This window comes from Pseudomonas sp. 3B-A001-10F, from assembly GCF_056313565.1.
This window is the reverse complement of sequence record NZ_JBQYFW010000008.1, coordinates 81,640-106,862: the sequence shown is the minus strand read 5'-3', so window position 1 is coordinate 106,862 and position 25,223 is coordinate 81,640. Positions and strand designations below refer to the sequence as shown.

Here is a 25,223-nt window from a genome sequence, read left to right as displayed (position 1 = left end):
GCGGTTTACATAAAGTGCGATGGATTACAGGCAATCCACCGCGTGCTCCTTTGTGGGAGCGAGCCTGCTCGCGAATGCGGTGTAACAGGGGACATCAATGCTGGATGTCAGACCGCTTTCGCGAGCAGGCTCGCTCCCACATTTGTTCCTCAGCGCCCCTTGAACTGGGCGACGTTCGCAGACCGCGCATCGGTCTGTGGTTGCCCGGCAGTGCCGAGGCGCTCACCGGTGTTGGCATCAAACAACAACACTTTCGACGGATCGAATTGCAGCGTCAGGTTCTCGCCCACCTGCGGTGCCACATCCGGCGCCAGACGGCAGCAGACTTTGGTGTCATTGAGGTTGACGAACACCAGGGTGTCCGGACCGGTCGGCTCGGTCACCTGTACTTCGGCGCGAATGCTCGGCAAGCCATTGCCCTCGCCGTTCGCCAAAACGATCTGTTCAGGACGCAGACCGAGGATCACTTCGCGATCTTCGAGCCCGGCGTCCTGCATGCTCATCGGCAGCTCGCAACGCGCCTGACCGCTGTCGAGCAGCGCCAGCAGACGACCGTCCTTGCGCTGCAGACGCAGCGGGATGAAGTTCATCGGCGGCGAACCGATGAAGCTCGCCACGAACAGGTTGGCCGGGTCGTTATAGATCTCTTTTGGCGTGCCGAACTGTTGAATGATGCCGTCCTTCATCACCGCCACCTTGTCGCCCAGAGTCATCGCTTCGATCTGGTCGTGGGTCACGTAGACCGTGGTGGTTTTCAGGCGCTGGTGCATCAGTTTCATTTCGGTGCGCATCTCGACGCGCAGCTTGGCGTCGAGGTTGGACAGTGGTTCGTCGAACAGATAAATCTTCGGTCGCCGCGCCAGGGCACGGCCCATCGCTACACGCTGTTGCTGACCACCGGAAAGTTGACCCGGCTTACGGTTCAGCAGGTGTTCGATCTGCAACAGCTTGGCGACGCGCGCGACTTCTTCGTCGATCGCCGACTGCGGCATCTTGCGGATCTTCAGACCGAATTCGATGTTCTCGCGCACGCTCATGGTCGGGTACAGCGCGTAGGACTGGAACACCATGGCGATGTCGCGATCCTTCGGGCTCATGCCGCTGACGTCCTGATCGCCGATCATGATCGCGCCGCCGGTGATGGTTTCCAGACCGGCGATGCAGTTCATCAGGGTCGACTTGCCGCAGCCCGACGGGCCGACGAGGATCAGGAATTCACCGTCCTTGATCGACAGTTCGATGTTCTTCAGGGTGTCCGGCAGGCCGGCACCGTAGGTCTTGTTGACGTTGCGAAGTTCGAGCGTTGCCATGATTACCCCTTGACTGCGCCGGCTGTCAGCCCGCGCACGAAATACTTGCCTGCGACCACATAGACCAGCAGGGTCGGCAGGCCGGCGATCATCGCCGCTGCCATATCAACGTTGTATTCCTTGGCGCCGGTGCTGGTGTTGACCAGGTTGTTCAGCGCCACCGTGATCGGTTGCGAATCACCGCTGGAGAACACCACACCGAACAGGAAGTCGTTCCAGATCTGGGTGAACTGCCAGATCAGGCAGACCATGATGATCGGCGTCGACATCGGCAGAATGATGCGGCGGAAAATCGTGAAGAAACCTGCGCCGTCGAGGCGTGCAGCTTTCACCAGTGCATCCGGAATGCTCACGTAGTAGTTACGGAAGAACAGCGTGGTGAACGCCAGACCGTAAACCACGTGAATAAACACCAGACCGGTGGTGGTGCTCGCCAGGCCCATCTTGCCGAGGGTGAACGAGGCCGGCAGCAGCACGGTCTGGAACGGCAGGAAGCAGCCGAACAACAGCAGACCGAAGAACAACTGCGAACCACGGAAGCGCCAGAACGACAGCACATAACCGTTCAATGCACCGATGGCGGTAGAGATGATTACCGCCGGAACGGTGATCTTGATCGAGTTCCAGAAGTAACCGTCAACCGTGGCCCAGGCCTTGACCCAGCCGATGCCGCTGACCACGGTCGGCCAGCTCAGCAGGTTGCCGGTGCTGATGTCTTCCGGGGTCTTGAAGCTGGTCAGCAACATGACCACCAGCGGCACCAGATAAAGCAGTACGGCGAGGATCAGCACCGCGTAAATCGCGATGCGACTCAGGCTGATAGCAGGTTTGGCAGCGAGACTAGTCATTGCGCTTGGTCCTCAGCTCGGAATACAGGTAAGGCACGATGATCGCGAGGATCGCGCCGAGCATCAGAATCGCACTGGCCGAGCCCATGCCCATCTGGCCGCGACTGAAGGTGAAGGAATACATGAACATCGCCGGCAGGTCGGAGGAATAACCCGGGCCACCAGCGGTCATCGCCGCGACGAGGTCGAAGCTCTTGATCGCGATGTGCGCCAGAATCATCACCGCACTGAAGAACACCGGACGCAGGCTTGGCAGCACCACTTTCCAGTAGATCGTCGGCATGCTCGCGCCATCGATCTGTGCAGCGCGGATAATCGATTGATCAACGCCACGCAGGCCGGCGAGGAACATCGCCATGATGAAGCCCGAGGCTTGCCAGACAGCGGCGATCACCAGGCAGTAAACCACGCGATCAGGGTCGATCAGCCAGTCGAGACGGAAGCCTTCCCAGCCCCAGTCACGCAACAATTTGTCCAGGCCCATGCCCGGGTTGAGCAGCCATTTCCACGCGGTACCGGTAACGATCATCGAGAGCGCCATCGGGTACAGGTAAATGGTGCGGATAAAGCCTTCGCGACGGATGCGCTGGTCGAGGAACACCGCCAGCAACACGCCGATCACCAGAGTGATACCGATGAACATGCCGCCGAACACCGCGAGGTTTTTGCTCGCGACCCACCAGCGGTCGTTGTCGAACAACCGCGCGTATTGCGCCAGACCGGCCCACTTGTAGTTGGGCAGGAAGGTCGAGGTGGTGAACGACAGAATGAACGTCCACAGGATGTAGCCATAGAAGCCCACCAGCACGATGAACATGCTCGGCGCCAGCACCAGTTTGGGTAGCCAGCGTTGCAATGCATCGAACGGCGAGGCCTTGCTGAACACAGCAACAGAACTCATGGGGAAATCCAGTACAGGGAATAAAAACTACAGTGAGATCCCTTGTGGGAGCGAGCCTGCTCGCGAATGCGGTGTGTCAGTCGACGGATGGAGCAACTGACACAACGCCTTCGCGAGCAGGCTCGCTCCCACAGGAGAAGCCTGTGCTACCGACGCTTATTTGGACGACTTGATCGCTGCGCCCAGTTTCTTGGCGGTGTCGGCCGGGTCGGCTTTCGGGTCGTTGATGTAGTTGGTCACGACATCAAAGAACGCGCCTTGCACCGCCAGCGTGGTCGCCATGTTGTGCGCCATGCTTGGCTGCAAGCCGCCGGACTTGGCGTCCGCCAGGAAGTCTTTGGCTGCAGTCTGTGCGCAGGAGTCGAAACCGAGCTTGTCCATGTTGTTCAACATGTCGTTGCGCACCGGGATCGAGCCTTTGTTGATGCTGAAGACTTTCTGGAAGTTTTCACCCAGCACGACTTTGGCGATGTCCTGCTGACCGGCCGCAGTGCCTGCGTCCTTCTGCTTGAACACGGCCAGCGAGTCAATGTTGTAGGTGAACGCCTTATCGGTGCCCGGGAAGGCTACGCACTCGTAATCCTTGCCGGCGACTTTCTTGGCAGCGGTCCATTCGGACTTGGCCCAGTCACCCATGATCTGCATGCCGGCCTTGCCGTTGATGACCTTGGCCGCTTCCAGGTTCCAGTCCTGACCCTTGCCATCGGCGTCCATGTAGGTCGCGACTTTCTTCAGCTCGGTCAGCGCCTTGACCATTTCCGGGCCGGTCAGCGCGGCATTGTCCAGGTCAACCAGGGCTTTCTTGTAGCCATCGACACCCATGACCGAGAGCACCACGGCTTCGAACACGGTGCTGTCCTGCCAAGGCTGACCGCCGTGGGCCAGCGGAATGAAGCCCGCAGCCTTCAGCTTGTCGCCAGCGGCATAGAATTCTTCGAGGGTGGTAGGGTTCTTGGTGATCCCGGCTTTCTTGAACACTTCCGGATTGATCCACAGCCAGTTCACACGGTGAATGTTCACCGGCACGGCCACGTAATCACCGTCGTACTTCACGGTATCGGAGACTTTCTTGTCGAGCAGGCTGTCCCACTTTTCCGACTTGGCGACGTCTTTCAACACGTCAGTGTCGAGCAGGCCGGTCGACGCCCATTCCTGGATGTCCGGGCCTTTGATCTGGGCAACGCCTGGCGGGTTGCCTGCAACGGCACGGCTTTTCAGCACGGTCATGGCCGTTGCACCGCCACCGCCGGCGACAGCGCCGTCTTTCCAGGTGAAACCGTCTTTTTCGACTTGGGCCTTGAGCACATCAACGGCAGCTTTTTCGCCACCGGACGTCCACCAGTGCACGACTTCGACCGAACCTTTGGATTCGGCAGCGGAAACACTGAGAGGCAGAATTGCGAGCGGGAACAGGGAGGCGACAGAAATGACAGTAGCGAGGCGAGAAATCGCATTCATCTGAGATGTACCTTTCTTGTTGTTATGCATGCAAGTCTGGTGCTTGCGCTGCACAGGAGTTTAAACAGGACGTTTCCCTTCGCAGGTAACGAAGGGACGCGCGAATGTCACTACATGGTTACATGATTGGTCACATGACAACGCTCTGGGACAACTGCGCCAGAGCCGTTGCCATACTCGGTGACAAGGGTAGACGAGGGATCAGCAAGGCTTGCCAGGCGTGATACAGATCGGGTTTGCCCGGCCAGATATCGGCACTTGGCAGGTTTTGCGGATTGAGCTCGTGGCGCCAACTGCCGTCGCAACGGTCGATGAAATACGTTTCGCAGAATTCCCAGAACAGCCGGTACCAGGTTTCGTATTGCACATCACCCGTGCGTTTGAGCAAAGTACTGGCAGCGGCGCTGGCCTCGGCGTGTGTCCAGTGCAGGCGATGGCGGACGACGGCTTTGTTGTTCCAGTCGAGGGTGTAGACGATGCCCGGTAGACCATCGACGTCCCAACCGTTGCGGCAATTGCTCTCGAACAGTTTTTGCGCATCGGTGGCGAGCCAACCGGGCGTGAGCATGCCGGCTTGCACCCGCGCCGCTTCGAGGTGCAGCAGCAGCCGCGCCCATTCGAAACCGTGGCCCGGCGTGGTGCCGTAAGGGCGGAAGCCGTCGGCGGGATTGTCGTGGTTGTATTCGCGTAGCGGCTGCCAGTCGCGGTCGAAGTGCTCGATGACCATGTAACCGTTGGCGGCGGCGTGCCCGTGAACAACGCGTTCGACGATGCGTTGCGCGCGAATCAACCAGCGCGGATCTTCAGTGACATCGGCCAGCGCGAGGAACGCTTCGGTCGCGTGCATGTTGCTGTTGGCACCGCGATAGGCTTCTTCTTCGCTCCAGTCGCGATTGAAGAATTCGCGCATGGCGCCCTCTTCTTCGCTCCAGAAATAGGTGTCGATGATGTCGATGGCGTCATCCAGCAACGCTTGCGCGCCGGGACGCTGCGCGACTACTGCGGAACTGGCCGCCAGTGCGACAAAGGCATGCAGATAGGCATTCTTGCCGGTGTTGTCATCGCGGTGTTCGGCGACAGCAAACCAGCCGCCGTGCAGTGCATCACGCAACGGCCCGCGCAGGGCGGCGATGCCGTGATCGACCAGTTCGGCAAAACCCGGCAAACCCTGAATGTGGGCCATGGCGAAGCTGTGGGTCATGCGCGCGGTGTTCATCGTTTCGGCTTGTGCGTTCGCTGGCAGACGGCCGCGTTCGTCGAGGTTGCCGAAGCCTTCGGGCAGTTTCGATGCCTTGGCGAAATCCAGCAGGCGCAGGCCTTCGCCGGCGAGCCATTGCTGATGGGCAGGGGCGTTCAGCCAACTGCTGAAGCCTGGGTGGAAGAGATCCATGGGTGGCCTTTTTTGTTGTTATGACTGCGGGGGAGTCTAAACAACGGGCTGGGGTGGTCTTGTAACGAAGGGGGCGGGGTTTGTCACCAGTCCGTGACAAAGAGCAGCCCTCACCCCAGCCCTCTCCCAGAGGTAGAGGGGGCCGACCGAGGTGTAATAAGCTTTCCGCCGACCTGAAATACCGAGTCGATTATGGATTCGGCGTTGTACAGTCAGGTCGGCGTATCTCTGCAGCATCCCCCGGTCAGTCCCCTCTCCCTCTGGGCGGTCCGACGTTTCGGGAGGGCTAGGGTGAGAGAAAGCCTTTGACTCAATCCGCCGAACGCGGCAGTTGCAAGGTCACCCGCAACCCACCCTCACGCAGATTCTGCAGCGTCACTTCCCCACCATGGCTGTGGGCAATATTGCGCGCGATGCCCAACCCCAAGCCATAACCCTGCTGCTGCCCCGCCAGACGGAAGTGCGGTTCGAACACTTGCTCCAGCCGCTGCTCCGGAACACCCGGCCCTTCATCGTCGACGTGCAGAACAAACGCGCGCTCATCGTCGTCGATGTGCAAATGCGCGTTTTGCCCGTACTTCAACGCATTGTCGATCAGGTTACCGATGCAGCGCTTCAACGCCAGCGGCTTGCCCGGATAAGCCGCCAGCGCCTTGCCCTGCTGCGTCACGCGGCCATTGCCATTCGGCGCCAGATACGGCTCCACCAGACAGTCGAGCACATGGTTCAAGTCCACCGGTTCGATGTTCTCGTGGATGTCGGTGTCTTTTACACATTGCAGCGCGCCTTTGACCAGCAGTTCCAACTCATCCAGATCACGGCCGAACTTGGTTTGCAGCGTTTCGTCTTCAAGCAATTCGACGCGCAAGCGCAAACGGGTGATTGGCGTGCGCAGGTCATGGGAGATCGCGCTGAACAATTGGCTGCGCTCGGTCAAGTAACGGCTGATGCGCTCGCGCATGGTGTTGAACGCACGCCCCACTTCGACCACTTCACTACCGCCGCCCTCAGCCACTGGCTCGACGTCGGCACCTAGCGACAAATCCCGCGCCGCCCGCGCCAGACGCTTGAGCGGCCGGCTCTGCCAGTGCACCAGCAGGCCGATGAACAGCAGCAGGAATCCGCTGGTGAGGACGATGAACCACACCTGCTGCGACGGCAGGCCTTGTTCTTCAAGGCTGGTGTACGGCTCGGGCAGCAAGGAGGCGATGTACAGCCATTCGCCCGGCGCCATTTGAATCTGCGTGACCAGCACGGGTGGATTCACTGGCTCCAGGGTCAGCGCGTAATGCGCCCACGAGCGCGGCAATTCATCGAGTTTCAGCCCGGCGTTGAAAATCCGCAGATCTTCGGGGCTGACAAAGGTCACCGAAATATCCGTGTCATTGCCGAGCGTCTGACGCAGCACTTCGTCGACCGCTTTCATCACCGCCGCTTTACGCGGCGTGACCGGCAGCACATCCATGCCCAGTGGCTTGTCGTTGAGCGTCACCACGAATCGCGTGCCGCCCATGCTGCGCAATTGATCGAGCACCAACGGCCGATAAGCCACCGGCAACGAGCGGAAGTAACTGACGCTGGCGGTCATCGAATGGGCGAGGCTGCGGGCGCTGGTGACTAGGCCTTCGAGCTGCGTAGCGCGCAGTTGCGAGACCCAGATCACGCTCGACAATGTTTGCGCGAACAGCACCGCGAGCAACGTCAGCAGCAACATCCGCCCGAGCAGCGAACGCGGCATCGGCACTTTGGCGGCGAATTTGCGCAGCGACTCAGTGACCATTGCCGGCAACCACGTTGGCTGCCAGTTGGTAGCCGCTGCCGCGCACCGTGCGAATCAGTCGTGGCGGTTTCTCGGTGTCGCGCAGACGCTGGCGCAAACGGCTGACGGCCATGTCGACGATGCGATCGAGCGGCATCAAATCGCGACCACGGGTGGCGTTGCCGATGGTGTCGCGGTCGAGAATTTCCTGCGGGTGATCGAGAAACAGTTTCAGCAGGGCGAAGTCGGCACCGGAGAGAATCACTTCCTCGCCGTCGGTGTGAAACAGCCGGTGACTGACCATGTCCAGCCGCCACTCGTCGAAGGCCAGCACGTCACTGCCGCTGCGCTCCTGACCGAATTGCGCACGACGCAGCAATGCCTTGATGCGCGCTTGCAGTTCGCGGGGGCTGAAGGGTTTGCCGAGGTAGTCGTCGGCGCCGAGTTCCAGACCGATCACGCGGTCGGCTTCGTCGGAACTGGCGGTGAGCATGATGATCGGCACCTGCGCCTGACGCGGATGCTGACGCACCCAACGGCACAGGCTGAAGCCGTCTTCGTCGGGCAGCATGACATCGAGGATCACCAGATCGCTCGGCGCCTCGTTGAGGGCCTGGCGGAAACTGGCACCGTCGGCGGTGGCCCGTACCTGAAACCCGGCGCGGGTCAGGTAGGTTTCCAGCAACTCGCGTATTTCCTGGTCGTCATCGACCAACAATATCGACTTGTTGACTGAGCTCACTTCGAAGGCATCCTTGTTGTTGGAATTGGGGCGGATTATGCCTGATGAACCGATCGTTCCCACGCTCTGCGTGGGAATGCCTCTGGGGACGCTCCGCGTCCAGTGACGCGGAGCGTCACGGGCTGCATTCCCACGCGGAGCATGGGAACGATCTCACGCTTCAGCCTGCCTGTTCCAGAGCCACACCCGCGCCCATCAGTCCGGAATACGGCGCTGTCACCAGCCACACCGGGATGCCTTTGAAGTAATCGCTCATGCAGCCTTTGTCAGCAAAGCTGCGGGCAAAACCGCTTTCGAGGAAGAAATCGGCAAACCGGGGAATCACCCCGCCGACGATATACACCCCGCCACGTGCGCCCGTGGTCAGCACGTTGTTGCCGGCCACACGGCCGAGCCAGCAGCAGAACTGCTCGAGCACTTCCAGCGCAATCGGATCACCCGCCAGACCTGCCGCCGTGATCGCTTCCGGCGTATCAAGCGTTGGCTCATGCCCATCCACCGCACAGATCGCCCGGTAAACCCGTGGCAATCCACCGCCGCTCAACGCAGTTTCGGCGCTGACATGGCCGATTTCGTTGTGGATGTGCTGCCACAGCTGGGTTTCACGCGGGCTGCTCAACGGCAAATCAACATGCCCGCCCTCGCCCGGCAACGCCGCGAAACGTCCCTCACCAAGATCGAGCAAGGTGCCGACGCCAAGGCCAGTGCCCGGGCCGATCACCACCGCCGGGCGCAACGGCTCCGGCGTACCCTCGCAGACCACACGGAATTCGCCGGGCTGCAAACGGGTCATGCCCAGCGCCATCGCCGAGAAGTCGTTGACCAGCAACAACTGCTCGACCTGCAAGGTTTTGCAGAACGCTGTGCGACTCAAGCGCCAGTGATTGTTGGTGAATTTGAATTCATCACCACTGACCGGACCTGCCACGGACAAGCACACCGAACCGATCGAACCCGGCGCCAGACCGAGCCCGCTCAGATAGAGGCTGATTGCCTCCTCCGGGCTGGCATGGTCGGCCGTGGCCAGCACCTGAACCGATTCCAGTTGCTGGTTTTTCCACAACGCAAACCGCGCGTTGGTGCCTCCGATGTCACCGACCAAAGCCAGTTTCAATTAAGCGTCTCCAGGGCAGAAGTGAAGGCGCTGGCGCCCTGCTCCGCCGAGCTGAAGGCCATGCGCATGAAGCCAAACAGTTCGCGCCCGCTGCCGATGTTATTGCCCAACAGGCCTTTGGCGGGTTCGCGCGCTGCAAATTCGGCGGCGTCGACCTTCAGTTCCAAGGTGCCTTTGACGCCATCGACGCGGATGATATCGCCCTCTTGCACGCGCGCCAAAGCGCCACCGACATAAGCTTCCGGGCTGACGTGAATCGCTGCGGGGATTTTCCCCGAGGCGCCGGACATCCGCCCGTCGGTCACCAGGGCGACTTTGAAGCCGCGATCCTGCAGCACGCCGAGGAACGGCGTCATCTTGTGCAGTTCCGGCATGCCATTGGAACGCGGGCCCTGGAAGCGCATCACGGCGACAAAATCCTTCTCCAGCAAACCGGCCTTGAATGCATCGGCCAAGTCCTGCTGATCCTGGAACACCATGGCTGGCGCTTCGACGATCTGGTTTTCCAACGCGACCGCAGAAACCTTCATCACACCGCGACCGAGGTTGCCCTCCATTACGCGCAGACCACCCTCCGCCGAGAACGCACGCGCCACTGGACGCAGAATGTTTTCGTCGAGGCTGTCCGTCGGGCCTTCGCGCCATACCAACTGGCCGTTATCGAGGAACGGCTCTTTGGTGTACTGGCTCAAGCCGTGGCCGAGCACGGTGTTGACGTCTTCGTGCAACAGCCCGGCGCCGAGCAGTTCGCGGATCAGGAACGACATGCCGCCCGCTGCCTGGAAGTGGTTGATGTCGGCTTTGCCGTTCGGGTAAACGTGACTCAGGGTCGGCACGACTTCGGAGAGGTCGGCCATGTCCTGCCAGGTCAGTTGAATACCTGCTGCCATGGCGATGGCCGGCATGTGCAGGGTGTGGTTGGTCGAGCCGCCGGTGGCGTGCAGCGCAACAATCGAGTTGACCAGCGACTTCTCGTCGACGATTTCACCGATCGGCATGAAGTTGCCATTTTGTTTGGTCAGACGCGTGACTTGGTGCGCGGCTTCGCGGGTCAGCGCATCACGCAGCGGCGTGTTCGGGTTGACGAAAGAGGCGCCCGGCAAGTGCAGGCCCATGACTTCCATCAGCAACTGGTTGGTGTTGGCGGTGCCGTAGAAGGTGCAGGTACCCGGGCTGTGGTAGGACTTCATCTCCGATTCCAGCAGCTCTTCGCGGGTGGCTTTGCCTTCGGCGTACTTCTGACGGACGTCGGCTTTTTCCTTGTTGGAAATCCCCGAGACCATCGGCCCGCCCGGGACGAAAATCGTCGGCAGGTGACCGAAACGCAGCGAGCCCATCATCAGGCCCGGGACGATCTTGTCGCAGATGCCGAGCATCAGCGCACCATCGAACATGTTGTGCGAGAGCGCCACGGCAGTCGACATGGCAATGACTTCGCGGCTCGGCAGGCTCAGTTCCATGCCCGGCTCGCCTTGGGTCACGCCGTCGCACATCGCCGGCGTACCGCCCGCGAACTGGCCGACCGAGCCGATTTCGCGCAGGGCGTTCTTGATCTGTTCCGGGAAGACTTCATACGGCTGGTGCGCCGAGAGCATGTCGTTATACGAAGAAACAATGGCGATGTTCGCCGAGTTCATCATCCGCAGGCTGTGCTTGTCTTCGCTGCCGCAACCGGCCACGCCGTGGGCGAAGTTGGCGCATTGCAGCTTGCCGCGCATCGGCCCGTCGGTGGCGGCGCCGCGAATCAGTGCAAGGTAAGCCTGACGCGTGGCGCGGCTGCGGGCGATAAGCCGTTCGGTGACCTCAAGGACGCGGGGATGCATGTGTAGAACTCCAGGCTAACGGATGTGGCGACCTGATTGTCTATGCTGATCAAACGCCGTTGTTGTTGGAATGACAGACGGCTTTTTTGACCATTCGGACCAGTTGATTCAGGTCACTCGTTGTAGATAAAACAAAATATTGCCACTAAAAAGGCTTGTTTTCTATTTTTATGCGAATAATCTTGTAATTCCAACAACAAAACGACGGCGGCGCTGTTCCATGACTCTTCGAATCGCAATCAATGGTTTTGGCCGCATCGGCCGTAATGTCCTGCGCGCACTGTATACCCAAGGCTATCGACAGGATCTGCAGATCGTCGCCATCAATGATCTGGGCGACAGCTCGATCAATGCTCATCTGCTCAAATACGACACCGTTCACGGCACGTTCGACGCTCAGGTCGAGCATGACAACGAAAGTCTGACCGTCAACGGCGACCGCATTGCGGTCAGCGCGATTCGCAACCCGGCCGAATTGCCATGGGCGGCGGAAAAGATTGATGTGGTGTTCGAATGCACCGGTCTCTTTACCGATCGCGCCAAAGCGGCCGCGCATATTACTGCCGGCGCGCGCAAAGTGATCATTTCGGCCCCGGCCAAAGGTGCCGACGCCACTGTGGTTTATGGTGTGAACCACGACATTCTGCGCCAGTCGCACCAGATCATCTCCAACGCTTCGTGCACCACCAACTGCCTGGCGCCAGTGGCGCAAGTGCTGCACCGCGAGCTGGGCATTGAAAGCGGTCTGATGACCACCATTCACGCCTACACCAACGATCAGAACCTCACCGACGTCTATCACACCGACCCGTACCGCGCGCGCTCGGCCACGCAGAACATGATCCCGAGCAAGACCGGCGCTGCTGAAGCAGTGGGCCTGGTGCTGCCGGAACTGGCGGGCAAACTGACCGGCATGGCCGTGCGCGTGCCGGTGATCAATGTGTCGCTGGTGGACCTGACCGTGCAGCTGAAAAAAGAAGCCAGCGCCGAGGAAGTCAACGCGCTGATGAAAGCTGCGAGCCAACATTCGAAGATTCTCGGCTTCAACACCCTGCCGCTGGTGTCCAGCGACTTCAACCACAACCCGCTGTCGTCGATCTTCGACGCCAACCACACCAAAGCCAGCGGCAAATTGCTGAAAGTGCTGGCCTGGTATGACAATGAGTGGGGCTTCTCCAACCGCATGCTGGATAACTGCCTGGCGCTGTGTAACGCCGAATAATCTCAAGTAATCCCCCTATCCCTGTGGGAGCGAGCCTGCTCGCGAAAGCGGTGGGTCAGTCGCTAGTTGAATTGGCTGACACTACGCCTTCGCGAGCAAGCTCGCTCCCACAGGGTTTCGATTTCGATTTGAAATCAACACTTGACCATTCGACTGGATGATAAGCATTATCATTCGCTTGAAATCGATCAGGTCCTCCCGTGAGTCAATCGCGCTTCAACCACGTCTTCCTCACCCAGCGCACTTCACTGCTGCGAACGCTGGAACGGATGGTCAACAATCACAGCACCGCTGAAGACCTGTTGCAGGAGACCTACCTGCGCGTGACGCGGGCGTTGAGCGAGCGGGCCATTGATCACCTCGAACCTTTTGTCTTCCAGACCGCACGCAATCTGGCGCTGGATCACTTGCGTGCGCGCAAGATCCATTCGCGAACCATGGTCGATGATGTGCCGCAGGATGTCGTGCACAGCGTCGCCGCCCCTGCCAGCAGCGCCGAAGACGCCGCCCACGCCGAACAGATGCTGGAGCGCCTGAACGTGAGCCTCAGTCAACTCAGCCCCCGCCAGCAACAGATTTTCATCCTCAGCCGTTTGCACGGAAACAGTTATCAGGAAATCGCCGATGAGCTGAATGTTTCCCTCAGCACCGTGCAGAAAGAACTGAAGCTGATCATGAGCATTTGTATCGGCGTCGCCGAGCGTCTGAATGGCGACTGAGGTCGTAGGCCTTTTCTGTAAGTGCCAGGATCGACTGCACGGATCATCGGGCTTTGTTACCCTTGCCCGACTTTTACGCTTCACTTAAAAAAACAGCCGTGCGCAGACACTGCCGAGGAAACACCGTGACTGACACCCACCGCTCGCCTTCGCCGGATTCGGTGCAGGACGCTGCCAACGCAATGGACCAGGCACTCGACTGGCTCATCGTGCTCGGCAGCCCGGAAGAGGAGCAGACCCGGCAGTTTCATGCCTGGCTGGCGGCCGATCCGTTGAATGCCGAAGCGTTCGCCAAGGCCCAGACGATCTGGGACGGCCCGCAAGTCGCCCAGTGCGCGCAAAGCCTGGCGGCCAAACCTGCGAAGGTCACTTTTCTCAAGCGTCTGCGTCCGCACTGGAAACCACTGGCCACTGCCGCCGTGCTGATCCTCGGTTTGTTCAGTTTCAGCAATTTACCGATGCGCCTTCAGGCCGATCATCTGACCGTGGTCGGCGAGCGCCAGCGTCTGCAACTGGAGGACGGCTCGAAAGTCCTGCTCAATACCAATTCAGCGTTTTCCAGCACCATCAACGATCAAAAACGTGTCGCGCGGCTATACCAGGGCGAAGCGTTTTTCGAGATTGCCAGTGGCCGCAGCCAACCCTTGGAAATCGACGCCGGTCCGGTTCGCGCCAGCGTGCGCGATACCGCATTTGCCGTGCGTTATCTCGATGGCGTGGCGCAGGTTAACGTGCAGCGCGGCGATGTCGATCTGCAGGCAACGCATAACGACGCTCGCGTACGTCTTAAGGCGGGTGAGAGTATTCGTATCGGCCCCAACGGTTTCGACCGCCCGGCCAAACTCGATGCCAACACTGACCTGGCCTGGGTCCAGGGCCGACTGGTGTTCGAGAACTGCCCGCTGAATCAGGTGCTGGCCGAATTGCGCCGCTACTATCCAGGCTGGATCATCAACACCAACGAGCAGTTGGCCGACGTCGCCGTAACCGGCAATTACCGACTCGACCAGCCGCTCGACGTGGTCCGTTCCCTCGCTCACATCACCTCGGCGCAACTGAAAGAATTCCCCGCCTTGGTCATCCTGAACTAAATGAGAATTATTTTTACTCGATAGCCAACGTCAGTACGTCTCGTTATAGCCAATGCAATTGATTCGCAACACGCGAAGCCAATCAGCCCCTATAAAGATTCGTGCGACACGGAGCGCTATCGATGTCCTCACGCCTTACCCGCCAGACCTCCTCCCCTTCCCGCGTGCTGTCGCTGCTGACCGCTGCCATCCTGATGGCCGGTGCTGCGCCGCTGATGGCTGCGACCGAACAACCGTCGCGCAACATGGGCGATTACTCGTTCGCCATCGGCCAGCAGCCGCTGGTGTCGGCGCTCAATGCCTTCACCGCCGTGACCGGTTGGCAAGTCGGCTTGCCGGCAGAACTGGGTCAGGGCGTGTCGTCGCCGGGCGTGCGTGGCTCGCTGCCCCCGGAAAAAGCCCTGGAGCGCCTGTTGGTGGGGACCAACCTGAGCTTCCGCAAAATCAGCAGCAACAACGTCGTGCTGGAAAAGCGCAACGCCAGCGGCACGCTCAATCTCGATCAGGTGACCATCAGCGCCACCCGTCAGGAGCAGTCGGTCAACAGCGTGCCGGCCACCGTCACCGTGCAGACCCGCCAGGATCTGGACCGCAACAATGTCAACACCATCAAGGATCTGGTCCGCTACGAGCCGGGTGTGTCCGTCGGCGGCGCCGGTCAGCGTGGCGGCATCAGCGGCTATAACATTCGCGGCATCGACGGCGACCGCATCCTGACTCAGGTGGATGGCGTCGAAGTCCCGGACGGTTTTTTCAACGGCCCGTACGCCAAGACCCAGCGCAATTACGTTGACCCGGAAATCGTCAAACGCGTGGAAATCCTCCGTGGCCCGGCCTCGGTGCTGTACGGCAGCAACGCCATCGGCGGCGCCGTCAGCTATTACACCCTCGATGCCGACGACATCATCAAGCCGGGCAAAGACGTCGGTGCGCGCCTGAAAAGCGGTTACAGCTCCGCCGATGACAGCTGGTTGAAGTCCGCCACCGTCGCCGGCCGTGCCGACCAGTTCGACGGCTTGCTGCACTACAGCCAGCGTGACGGCCACGAGACCGACTCCTACGGCAGCAACAATGGCACTGGCCTTGAGCGCACCGCCGCCAACCCGGAAGACGTCAACGCCTACAACGTGCTGGCCAAGATCGGCTGGAACTACAACGAAGATTCGCGTCTGGGCCTGACCTACGAAAAGTACAAGGATGACCGCGACACCGATCAGAAAAGTGCCTACGGCGGCCCGTACTTCAACGGCGCCCCGACCATTCCGAACAGCGTGCTGCCCGGCGGCATGTACCAGTGGCGCACCGGCAACGACACCATCACCCGTGAGCGTTTCGGCATCGAGCACTCGTTCGCCCTCGACAGCCTGCTGGTCGACAACGTGAAGTGGAGCCTCAACCACCAGATCGCCAAGACCGACCAGAGCACCACCGAGTTCTACTACCCGATCACCCGTAAGGTGCTGCGTACTCGCGACACCATTTACGAAGAGAAACAATGGGTCTTCGATGCACAACTGGACAAGGCGTTCGCCATTGGAAGCACCGATCACGTACTGACTTACGGCACCACCCTCAAGCAACAGAAAGTCACCGGTTCGCGCAGCGGCGACGGCACTTGCTTGGCCGTCGGTCGTGGCTGCACCGCCATCGGTGCGACCAGCACCGCTGACGTGTTGGCCAAGGCCACCGACTTCCCGGACCCGACCATCAACACCTACAGCGTGTTCGCTCAGGATCAGATCAGCTGGAACAACTGGACCTTCCTGCCGGGCCTGCGCTACGACTACACGCAGCTCAAGCCGCACATCACTCAGGAATTCCTCAACACCGTGGCGGCGGACGGCCAAGGCACGGTCAGCGACGAGAACAAGACCTGGCACAAAGTCTCGCCGAAATTCGGCCTGACCTACGCCCTGACCGAGAATTACACTTGGTACGGTCAGTACGCCGAAGGCTTCCGCACCCCAACCGCGAAAGCCCTGTACGGCCGCTTCGAAAACACTACCACCGGCTACAGCGTGGCGCCGAACCCGGACCTCGAACCGGAAAAAAGCAAAAGCTACGAAACCGGTCTGCGCGGCAACTTCGAACACGGCTCGTTCGACGTGGCGGTGTTCTATAACAAGTACCGCGACTTCATCAACGAAGACGCCGTGACCCCGGGCCGCAACGAGCTGACCTTCCAGTCGGCCAACATCAAACACGCCACCATCAAAGGTGCGGAAGTCAAAGGTCGTCTGAATCTGGATGCGTTCGGCGCACCGCAAGGCCTGTATACCCAAGGCTCGATTGCCTACGCCTACGGTCGCAACAACGACAACGGCGAGCCGATCAACAGCGTCAACCCGCTGACCGGCGTGTTCGGTCTGGGTTACGACCAGGACAACTACGGCGGCCTGCTGAGCTGGACCGTGGTGAAGAAAAAGGATCGCGTCGACGACAGCAACTTCAAGTCGCCGGATGGCGTCAGCAGCCAGTTCAAAACCCCGGGCTTCGGCATTCTTGATCTGGCCGGTTATTACAAAGTCACCGACGACGTCACCGTCAGCGGCGGCATCTACAACCTGACCGACAAGAAATACTGGCTGTGGGATGACGTGCGCGGTTACGACAGCGTCGGCGAAGCTTCGGTGACACAGCCGGCCAACCTCGATCGTCTGACCCAACCGGGCCGCAACTTCGCGATCAATCTGATCTGGGACATCTGATCCGGTCAACCTCACTGCGCGTGTTCAGGCACCGCGCCGTGAGGTTTTTTTACGCTTGCACAGCGTCTTGTTCGTCTCGTTATCAAGCGCCTCTTTTATCAAGGACATGTCATGACCACTTCGGAAAAAGCCCTGCGTTCGCAACGCTTGAACCAGATCACCAATGAACCGCACAGCAAACTCGATGCATTGGTGAAGGCACACGCGCCGTTCGAGACCCGCGCCAACTTCGCCCGTTTCGTCGTTGCGCAGTACCTGTTCCAGTCAGAGCTGGTCGACCTCTACAACGACGCCGAACTGACCGCCATCGTCCCGGATCTGCCGGCCCGTTGCCGCGCCGAAGCGGCCAAGGCTGACCTCGCCGACCTCGACACCGAAGTGCCGGCGCCGGTCGCGGGCGCCGTAAAAAACCCAAGCAAGGCTCGTGCACTGGGCTGGCTCTTTGTCTCCGAAGGCTCGAAGCTCGGCGCTGCATTCCTGATCAAACGCGCCGTGGCGCTGGAGCTGAGCGAAACCTTTGGCGCCCGCCACCTCGGCGAGCCTGAAGGTGGCCGTGCCGAGGGCTGGAAGAGCTTCGTGCGCACCCTCGATTCGCTGCAGTTCACTGCCGAAGAAGAAGCCGAAGTCGAGCAAGGCGCGATCGACGCGTTCAACCGCTTCACCGTGCTGCTGGAACAGGCTTACGCCACCGAAGCCGAAATGGCCTGAAGCAACACACATCCCCCTGTAGGAGTGAGCCTGCTCGCGATGGCGTCATGTCATTCAATATGAATGTCGACTGATACACCGCTATCGCGAGCAGGCTCACTCCTACAGGGGAACTGCGACAACCTGTAAGATCTCCCTTCCGCTTCAGAAGCCACCGCGTAGCCCATGCCGCAACCCGCCTCCTCGAAACTCGCCCGTGTGCTGTTCGGCCTGCTGGCCTACGTCAGCCTCGGCATCGGCCTGATCGCCATCGTCGTGCCGGGCCTGCCGACCACCGAGTTCATCCTTCTCGCCGCCTGGGCCGCGACTCGCAGCTCGCCGCGCCTGAGTGCCTGGCTGGAAAACCATCGCTTGTTCGGGCCGATCCTCAGCAACTGGCGCAACGGCAAGATCATCGCGCGCAAGGCCAAGGTCAGCGCGACAGTGAGCATGCTACTTTGCGCAACCTTGATGCTGGTGATGCTCGATCACGGCTGGCCAATCTATCTGGCGATTGCCGGGATGAGCCTGGGCAATCTATGGATCTGGTCGCGCCCGGAATCCATTCGGGTCTGCACTGACCCGTCTTCACCCTGAAACATCCCTGTAATTAATCCCCTTTTCAGCACTTTCCCCTGCGCAAACGTTTAGCGCTGACCGTTCGTCGGCACGCGACTCATGCCCTCTGCTCACGCGCCGATGAGCATTGAATGGCGCTGAATGGATTTGGCGAACCGGATAGTTCATATCCACCTGCCACCCGTTTATTCATTCGCGAGATCGCCCCATGTTCGACTCTCTGTCCATTCGCCTGAAAATCGTCCTGCTCTCCGGTCTGTGCCTGCTCGGTGTGGTCGCGCTGATCGTCGGTATGAACATCTACCAGACCAACCAGAACGACGAACTGGTCAGCAACTCCAGCAACAAATTGCTCACCGCCAGTGTGCAAAATCTGTTGCAAGCCAAAGCCGCCGAACAAGCCGTGCGGGTGCAGAAAACCTTCGGCGAAAGCCTGACGGTGATCACGGCCGTGGCTGACCAGATCAAGGACATGCGCGTCATGGCCGCCAAGCGTTCGCTGGACGCCGGCGCCTTGCGTGAAGAGTTGAACCTGAGCCTGAAAACCGCCTTCGAGCGCAACGACAAAGTGCTCGGTATCTGGCTCGCCTTCGAACCCAACGGCCTCGACGGCAAGGACAGCGAATTCGCCAACGACGCCGCTCGCCAGTCCAACGAAGCCGGACGTTTCGCCACCTACTGGAGCCGCGCTGGCGGCGCCTCGCTGAACACCATCATGGTCGAAGAAGACCTGACCAAAACCACCCTCAGCGTCAGCGGCACGCCCTATAACAGCTGGTACACCTGCCCTCGCGACAACAAACGCACCTGCCTGCTCGACCCGTATGCCGACACTGTCGGGGGCAAGGAAATGCTCATGACGACCATTTCCGTGCCGTTGATCGTCGACGGCAAAGCCATCGGTGTGGTCGGTGTCGACATCGCCCTCGATGCCCTGCAAGCAGCGGCCGTGGATTCCCAGCGCAACCTGTTCAACAACGCCGGGCACATGCTGATTGTCTCTGGCAGCGGCGTGCTCGGTGCCGACAGTTCCGACGCGAGCAAGGTCGGCAAGAAAATCAGCGACACCCTCGGCGCCGATGGCAAGGATGTGCTGCAACTGCTGACCTCCGGCACACCGAAGATTCTTGAACAAGGTGATTTGATTCGCGCCGTTTACCCAGTCGATCCGATTGGTAACTCGCGCGCCTGGGGCGTGGTCATCGACCTGCCGAAACAAGTACTGCTGGCTGACTCGGTCAAGCTGCAAGCAGTGCTCGATGATGCTCAGGAAACCGGTGTGATCACGGCGCTGCTGGTCGCTGTAGTCGCCGGTCTGGTTGGCTTGCTGTTGATCTGGCTGACCGCATCCGGCGTCACCCGGCCGATCAATAGCGTTGCCGAGATGCTGAAGAACATCGCCAGCGGCGAGGGCGATCTGACCCAACGCCTGAACTACAGCAAGCAGGATGAGCTGGGCGAACTGGTGAACTGGTTCAACCGCTTCCTCGACAAGCTGCAACCGACCATCGCACAGATCAAACAGAGCATCACCGAAGCACGCGGCACCGCCGACCAGTCTTCAGAAATCGCCCGCCAGACCAGCGAAGGCATGCAGGTGCAGTTCCGCGAGATCGACCAGGTCGCCACCGCCTCCAACGAAATGAGCGCCACCGCCCACGACGTCGCCAACAGCGCCTCCAACGCGGCCAATGCCGCGAAAGGTGCCGATCAGTCGGCCAAGGACGGCATGTCGATCATCGAGCGCAGCACCCGCGACATCAATCAACTGGCCGACGAAGTCAGCAAAGCTGTGACCGAAGTTGAAGCGTTGGCAGTCAACAGCGAGCAGATCGGCTCGGTGCTGGAGGTGATACGCAGCATCGCCGAACAGACCAACCTGCTCGCCCTCAACGCAGCGATCGAAGCGGCTCGCGCCGGTGAGAGCGGCCGTGGTTTCGCCGTGGTTGCCGACGAGGTGCGTAACCTGGCCAAACGTACGCAGGATTCGGTGGAAGAAATTCGCATCGTGATCGAGCGCATTCAGACGGGAACGCGTGGCGTGGTCGCGACCATGCATTCGAGCCAGACCCAGGCGCACAACAACGCCGGGCAGATTCGTCAGGCGGTCGATGCACTGGGCAAGATCAGCGACGCGGTGACGGTGATCAGTGACATGAACCTGCAGATTGCCAGTGCGGCCGAGCAGCAAAGTGCGGTGGCCGAAGAGGTCAATCGCAATGTCTCGGCGATTCGCACCGTTACCGAAACATTGACTGAACAAGCCACTGAGTCGGCGGCGATCAGCAGCCAGCTCAATGCCCTGGCCAGTCAGCAGATGAAGTTGATGGATCAGTTCCGCGTATAAGCCACACCGTTGAACCCTGTGGGAGCGAGCTTGCTCGCGAATGCGGTCTGCCATTCAATGATGATGTTGAATGTGATGACCTCTTCGCGAGCAAGCTCGCTCCCACAGTGGTGAGTGTTCACCCGCTGGCGTTTTCATCTGACTCGAGATTGTTTTGCACTATCATCGCCCTCTCTTCCGGAGGGCCTTCGATGACTGATCTGCTCACGTCCATTCAAGCCGCACTCGGCTTGCCACACACGCCGATTCCGTTCACCAACAGTGGCGCCCTGCCCTCGGCGTTCGCCGTCACCGACCTGGCCTGCGCGAGCATCGCCGCGGCCGGTCAGGCCGTCAGCGAACTGCTCCTGCAACAAACCGGACACTTGCCCGCCGTCGAAGTCGACCGAAGACTGGCCTCGTTCTGGTTCGCCACATCAATCCGTCCCATCGGCTGGCAAGTCCCGCCACTGTGGGATCCCGTCGCTGGCGATTATCAGACCCGCGATGGCTGGATCCGCCTGCACACCAATGCCCCGCATCACCGCGCCGCCGCTGAACGTGTGCTCGGTGCCTGCGCCGACCGTGGAGCGATGGCTGCCAAAGTCGCGCAATGGGCGAGTACGGATCTGGAGCAAGCGGTGGTCGAGGCCCAGGGTTGTGCCGCGCAAATGCGCAGTTGGGTGCAGTGGCAGACGCATCCGCAGGGGCTGGCGGTGAATGCCGAGCCGCTGGTGCATTTCTTCGATTCGCCGGATGAACACAGTCAACCGTGGCAAGGCTCGGTGGCGCAACCGTTGGCCGGGATCAAGGTACTTGATTTGACGCGTGTCCTCGCTGGCCCCACCGCCAGCCGTTTCCTCGCAGGCCTTGGCGCCAACGTGTTGCGCATCGATTCCCCGACCTGGAATGAGCCTGGTGTCATTCCGGAAATGACCCTCGGCAAACGTTGCGCACGGTTGAACCTGCATGATCCGGTTGATCGTGCGGTGTTCGAAGGATTGTTGAAAGACGCTGACATTCTGCTGCACGGTTACCGCGCCGATGCGCTGGAGAATCTTGGTTTCGGCGTTGAGCGCCGTCGCCAGCTCGCGCCGGGCCTGATCGACGCCGGCCTCAACGCCTACGGCTGGAGCGGCCCGTGGCAGAACCGTCGAGGTTTCGACAGTCTGGTGCAGATGAGCAGCGGCATCGCCGAGGCCGGGCAGCGCTGGAAGCAAGCTGACAAACCGACGCCGTTGCCGGTGCAGGCGCTGGATCATGCGACCGGGTATTTGCTGGCGGCGAGTGCGCTCCGCCTGTTGACCGAGCGTTTGAACACGGGTCGTGGTGGCTCGGCGCGGTTGTCGCTGGCGCGGACGGCGAAGTTGTTGATTGAATCTGGGCCGGGTACGAGTGAGGTATTGCGGGCGGAAGATGAGCGGGATCAGGGCTCATTTCTGGAACAGACCCCTTGGGGCCCGGCGCATCGCTTGCAGGTGCCGGTGAAGATCAGCGGCATATCTATTCAATGGGCTTTGCCGGCTACGGAATTGGGTTCTCACCAACCACGGTGGGCTTAAAAAGCCCCTCACCCTAACCCTCTCCCAGAGGGAGAGGGGACCGATTGGGGGATGCTTCGGAGTTACGCCGACCTGACCCTGCATCACTGAATCCATAATCGACTCGATTTAACAGGTCGACGTATAGCGCCAGACACCTCGGTCGGCACCCTCTCCCTCAGGCAAAGGGGACTGATTGGGGGATATTCGAGAGATTCACCGACTTGAACGATCGGCTGTGAATCCATAATCGACTCGGTCTTGCAGGTCGATGTACAACGCAAGACACCTCGGTCGGCCCCCTCTCCCTCCGGGAGAGGGCTGGGGTGAGGGCTGCAATTTCAAGTTGAGCGATGATGTATCAATCTGCCCGGCTCAAAGATGTCCACAACAGTTGCGCCGCATACCCCCGATACGGCCGCCACGCCTCAGCGCGCAACGACAAATCCCGCGCTGGCGGCCGCTCTCCTTCCAGCACTTCCAGTGCCCGCAACAACCCGACATCGCCGGTCGGAAACCCATCCATATCCCGCAACTGCCGCAACGCAATGTACTGCGCCGTCCACTCGCCAATCCCGTGCAACGCCAACAACCGCGCCACGCCACCCTCGCGATTCGGTTCAAACAATGAAGGCTCATCGAGCAACGCCTGCGCCACACCCGACAGCGTCCGCCCGCGACTTTTCGGCATGCCCAGCGTTGCCAGATCTGCCGCCGCCAACACGCTCGCCTCGGGAAACACGTGAGTCAGCCCCGGCACGCCCGAATCCAGCGGCGCGCCATATTGCGCCACCAGTTTCCCCGCCAGGCGAATCGCCGCAACCACGGTAATCTGCTGCCCGAGCACCGCGCGAAAGGCCAGTTCCAAGCCATCCCACGCCCCGGGAATCCGTAATCCCGGCCGCTCGGCAATCAACCGCGCCAGCAACGGATCATTCGCCAGATGCGCATGCATCACCGCCAGATCCGCATCCAGATCAAACATCCGCCGCAACCTGACAACGATCTCTGGCACCACCAACGGATCAGGAAAATCCAGCTCAACGGCCAAGGCATTCCCTGCCTCAGGCCAAATTGAAACCGTGCCATGAAGCCCGTTCAAGCCAATGCTGCGTGAATACACACCATCGGCCACGGTCTCCATCCCGACCACCGCCCGTGCCGCGAGAAACCCCAACATCGCCTCCCAGTCATACGGCGGTGCATACGCAAGCGACAACCTCACAACGACAACACACCGCTGTACAACCCATACGCCGCCAGCCCCGCGCCGGTGATCACGCAGGTGAAAATGCCTTTCTCGACATGAGTGAACAACGGCTCGCCCGCCTCACGCTTGGCCTTGGCAAACAAAATCACCCCTGGCGCATACAACAGCGCCGACAGCAGCAAATACTTCACCCCACCGGCATACAACAACCACACCGCGTAACCGAGGGCGATGCCGCCAATCAGCAAATCCTTGGTGCGCTCTGCCGAGGCATGCTCATAGGTTTCGCCACGTCCGCTGAGCAACACCGCGTACGCCGCCGACCACAGGTACGGCACCAGAATCATCGATGAGGCCAGATAAATCAGACTGGTGTAAGTACCCGCCGAAAACAGCGTGATCAACAGGAAGATCTGGATCATCACGTTGGTCAGCCACAACGCATTGACCGGGACGTGATTCTTGTTTTCCTTTTTCAGAAACGCCGGCATGGTCTTGTCCTTCGCCGTGGCGAAAAGAATCTCCGCACACAGCAGCGCCCACGACAACAACGCACCGAGCAGGGAAATCGCCAGGCCAATGCTGATCAGCAACGCACCCCACGGCCCGACGATGTGCTCGAGCACCGCCGCCAGCGACGGGTTCTGCAGATTGGCCAATTCCGGCTGGCTCATGATCCCCAGCGACAGCACGTTGACCAGCACCAGCAGCGCCAGCACGCCGATAAAACCGATCACCGTGGCGCGGCCGACGTCGCTGCGTTTCTCCGCCCGCGCCGAGTACACACTGGCACCTTCGATGCCGATGAACACGAACACCGTGACCAGCATCATGTTGCGCACCTGATCCATTACCCCGCCGAAATTCGGGTTGCTGGTGCCCCAGATGTCGCGGGTAAAAATGTCAGCCTTGAACGCCACCGCCGCGATAACGATGAACATGATTAGCGGTACGACTTTGGCCACCGTGGTCAGTTGATTGATCAGCGCCGCCTCCTTGATCCCGCGCATCACCAAAAAATGCACGGCCCACAGCAGCACCGACGCGCAGCCAATAGCGATCGGCGTATTGCCTTGGCCAAACACCGGAAAGAAATAGCCGAGGGTGCTGAACAGCAGCACGAAATAGCCGACGTTGCCCAGCCACGCACTGATCCAGTAACCCCAGGCGGACGAGAAACCCATGTAGTCGCCAAACCCGGCCTTGGCGTAGGCGTATACGCCGGAATCCAGTTCCGGCTTGCGATTGGCCAGGGTCTGAAAGACGAACGCCAGAGTCAGCATGCCGATCGCGGTAATCCCCCAACCGATCAGAATCGCCCCGGCATCGGCGCGCGCCGCCATGTTCTGCGGCAGGGAGAAAATTCCCCCGCCAATCATCGAACCCACCACCAGAGCGATCAACGCGCCTAATCGCAGCTTTTGCGTCGGTTGCGACATTTCAGTTTCCCTTTGAATGTGTGGTGAGAATTGGGTTTTAAAGACGATTAACTAAACGGATAAAGGTAGATGACGTTTATCAAGTAACGCCAATTAACGCCCATTTATATATAGCCGATGACGCTAACGCCCTAGCACGCTAAGTCGGTTTTGTGCGCTGATCCCGATAATTCAATTCTGTACTGAAAACAGAGACAGAAAATTTGCCAAAAGCTGAAAAAGAACTAGCGTGATAATTCGAAAGTAATAATAGCCATTCCCAAAGATGTAGCCACAACGCCTCTAGGACGGGCCTTGCGGGCAGGAGCTTTATGCCTTCAGCCGAAGCCTAAGTCATTCATTAACAATGGAATGTG

The 25,223-nt window shown here is 60.1% G+C and carries 19 protein-coding genes and 1 pseudogene; 9 read left to right on the top strand and 11 right to left on the bottom strand.

Features of this window, described 5'->3' with window-relative positions; genetic code table 11:
• Positions 1-149: 149 nt before the first annotated feature.
• The 9 genes from AC0ZWN_RS10480 to edd all read right to left on the bottom strand — a co-directional run bounded on the left by AC0ZWN_RS10480 (position 150) and on the right by edd (position 11,345).
• A complete protein-coding gene (locus AC0ZWN_RS10480) occupies positions 150-1,310 on the bottom strand; it encodes an ABC transporter ATP-binding protein (RefSeq protein WP_038369188.1) in 1,161 nt (386 codons plus the stop codon).
• 2 nt (positions 1,311-1,312) lie between these two features.
• Positions 1,313-2,158 (bottom strand): carbohydrate ABC transporter permease, encoded by an 846-nt coding sequence (locus AC0ZWN_RS10475; RefSeq protein ID WP_007917872.1) that lies wholly within the window; start codon positions 2,156-2,158, stop codon positions 1,313-1,315.
• On the bottom strand, positions 2,151-3,059 hold the full coding sequence (locus AC0ZWN_RS10470) for a carbohydrate ABC transporter permease (RefSeq protein ID WP_095048188.1): 909 nt from the start codon (positions 3,057-3,059) through the stop codon (positions 2,151-2,153). Before AC0ZWN_RS10470 ends, AC0ZWN_RS10475 begins: the two co-directional genes overlap by 8 nt.
• A gap of 156 nt (positions 3,060-3,215) precedes the next feature.
• Positions 3,216-4,517, bottom strand: a complete 1,302-nt coding sequence (locus AC0ZWN_RS10465) for an ABC transporter substrate-binding protein (protein ID WP_016983700.1) — start codon at positions 4,515-4,517, stop codon at positions 3,216-3,218.
• Between the two features lie 130 nt (positions 4,518-4,647).
• Positions 4,648-5,907 (bottom strand): D-mannose isomerase, encoded by a 1,260-nt coding sequence (locus AC0ZWN_RS10460; RefSeq protein WP_476334977.1) that lies wholly within the window; start codon positions 5,905-5,907, stop codon positions 4,648-4,650.
• Positions 5,908-6,217: 310 nt separating this feature from the next.
• The gene (locus AC0ZWN_RS10455) at positions 6,218-7,687 is read right to left on the bottom strand and encodes an ATP-binding protein (protein WP_476334976.1); all 1,470 of its coding nucleotides are present in this window, start codon (positions 7,685-7,687) and stop codon (positions 6,218-6,220) included.
• Positions 7,677-8,408, bottom strand: coding sequence for a response regulator (locus tag AC0ZWN_RS10450; protein ID WP_003227460.1), 732 nt, complete (start codon positions 8,406-8,408; stop codon positions 7,677-7,679). The genes AC0ZWN_RS10455 and AC0ZWN_RS10450 overlap by 11 nt, the downstream gene beginning before the upstream one ends.
• A 160-nt stretch (positions 8,409-8,568) precedes the next feature.
• Positions 8,569-9,522, bottom strand: coding sequence for a glucokinase (locus tag AC0ZWN_RS10445; protein WP_476334975.1), 954 nt, complete (start codon positions 9,520-9,522; stop codon positions 8,569-8,571).
• Positions 9,519-11,345 (bottom strand): phosphogluconate dehydratase, encoded by a 1,827-nt coding sequence (gene edd, locus AC0ZWN_RS10440; RefSeq protein ID WP_093430466.1) that lies wholly within the window; start codon positions 11,343-11,345, stop codon positions 9,519-9,521. The genes AC0ZWN_RS10445 and edd overlap by 4 nt, the downstream gene beginning before the upstream one ends.
• Positions 11,346-11,565: 220 nt before the next feature.
• Between edd and gap the strand changes: the two genes are divergently transcribed.
• From gap to AC0ZWN_RS10395, 9 genes and pseudogenes are all read left to right on the top strand, one after another.
• Complete coding sequence (gene gap / locus AC0ZWN_RS10435) at positions 11,566-12,567, top strand: type I glyceraldehyde-3-phosphate dehydrogenase (protein ID WP_099756996.1); 1,002 nt, start codon at positions 11,566-11,568, stop codon at positions 12,565-12,567.
• 200 nt (positions 12,568-12,767) lie between these two features.
• A complete protein-coding gene (locus tag AC0ZWN_RS10430) occupies positions 12,768-13,286 on the top strand; it encodes an RNA polymerase sigma factor (protein WP_093430467.1) in 519 nt (172 codons plus the stop codon).
• Positions 13,287-13,411: 125 nt separating this feature from the next.
• Positions 13,412-14,377 carry a FecR family protein gene (locus AC0ZWN_RS10425; RefSeq protein ID WP_476334973.1) on the top strand — a complete coding sequence of 322 codons (966 nt, stop codon included), beginning with the start codon at positions 13,412-13,414 and terminating at the stop codon, positions 14,375-14,377.
• A gap of 122 nt (positions 14,378-14,499) precedes the next feature.
• The gene (locus AC0ZWN_RS10420) at positions 14,500-17,085 is read left to right on the top strand and encodes a TonB-dependent receptor (protein ID WP_476334972.1); all 2,586 of its coding nucleotides are present in this window, start codon (positions 14,500-14,502) and stop codon (positions 17,083-17,085) included.
• 111 nt (positions 17,086-17,196) lie between these two features.
• Positions 17,197-17,793: a biliverdin-producing heme oxygenase gene (locus AC0ZWN_RS10415; protein WP_476334970.1), complete on the top strand. Its 597-nt coding sequence runs from the start codon at positions 17,197-17,199 to the stop codon at positions 17,791-17,793.
• 165 nt (positions 17,794-17,958) lie between these two features.
• Positions 17,959-18,369 (top strand): YbaN family protein, encoded by a 411-nt coding sequence (locus AC0ZWN_RS10410; RefSeq protein WP_476334969.1) that lies wholly within the window; start codon positions 17,959-17,961, stop codon positions 18,367-18,369.
• 190 nt (positions 18,370-18,559) lie between these two features.
• Positions 18,560-19,840, top strand: a pseudogene (locus AC0ZWN_RS10405) (methyl-accepting chemotaxis protein); the annotation flags it as partial.
• A gap of 102 nt (positions 19,841-19,942) precedes the next feature.
• Positions 19,943-20,698 (top strand): methyl-accepting chemotaxis protein, encoded by a 756-nt coding sequence (locus AC0ZWN_RS10400; protein ID WP_400507418.1) that lies wholly within the window; start codon positions 19,943-19,945, stop codon positions 20,696-20,698.
• A 191-nt stretch (positions 20,699-20,889) separates the two neighbouring features.
• Positions 20,890-22,239: a CoA transferase gene (locus tag AC0ZWN_RS10395; protein WP_476334968.1), complete on the top strand. Its 1,350-nt coding sequence runs from the start codon at positions 20,890-20,892 to the stop codon at positions 22,237-22,239.
• 340 nt (positions 22,240-22,579) lie between these two features.
• Here the strand turns inward: AC0ZWN_RS10395 and AC0ZWN_RS10390 are convergent, their stop codons facing one another.
• Both AC0ZWN_RS10390 and arcD read right to left on the bottom strand, forming a co-directional pair.
• Positions 22,580-23,443: a DNA-3-methyladenine glycosylase family protein gene (locus AC0ZWN_RS10390; protein WP_476334967.1), complete on the bottom strand. Its 864-nt coding sequence runs from the start codon at positions 23,441-23,443 to the stop codon at positions 22,580-22,582.
• Positions 23,440-24,867, bottom strand: coding sequence for an arginine-ornithine antiporter (gene arcD, locus AC0ZWN_RS10385; protein WP_476334965.1), 1,428 nt, complete (start codon positions 24,865-24,867; stop codon positions 23,440-23,442). Before arcD ends, AC0ZWN_RS10390 begins: the two co-directional genes overlap by 4 nt.
• Positions 24,868-25,223: the final 356 nt, after the last annotated feature.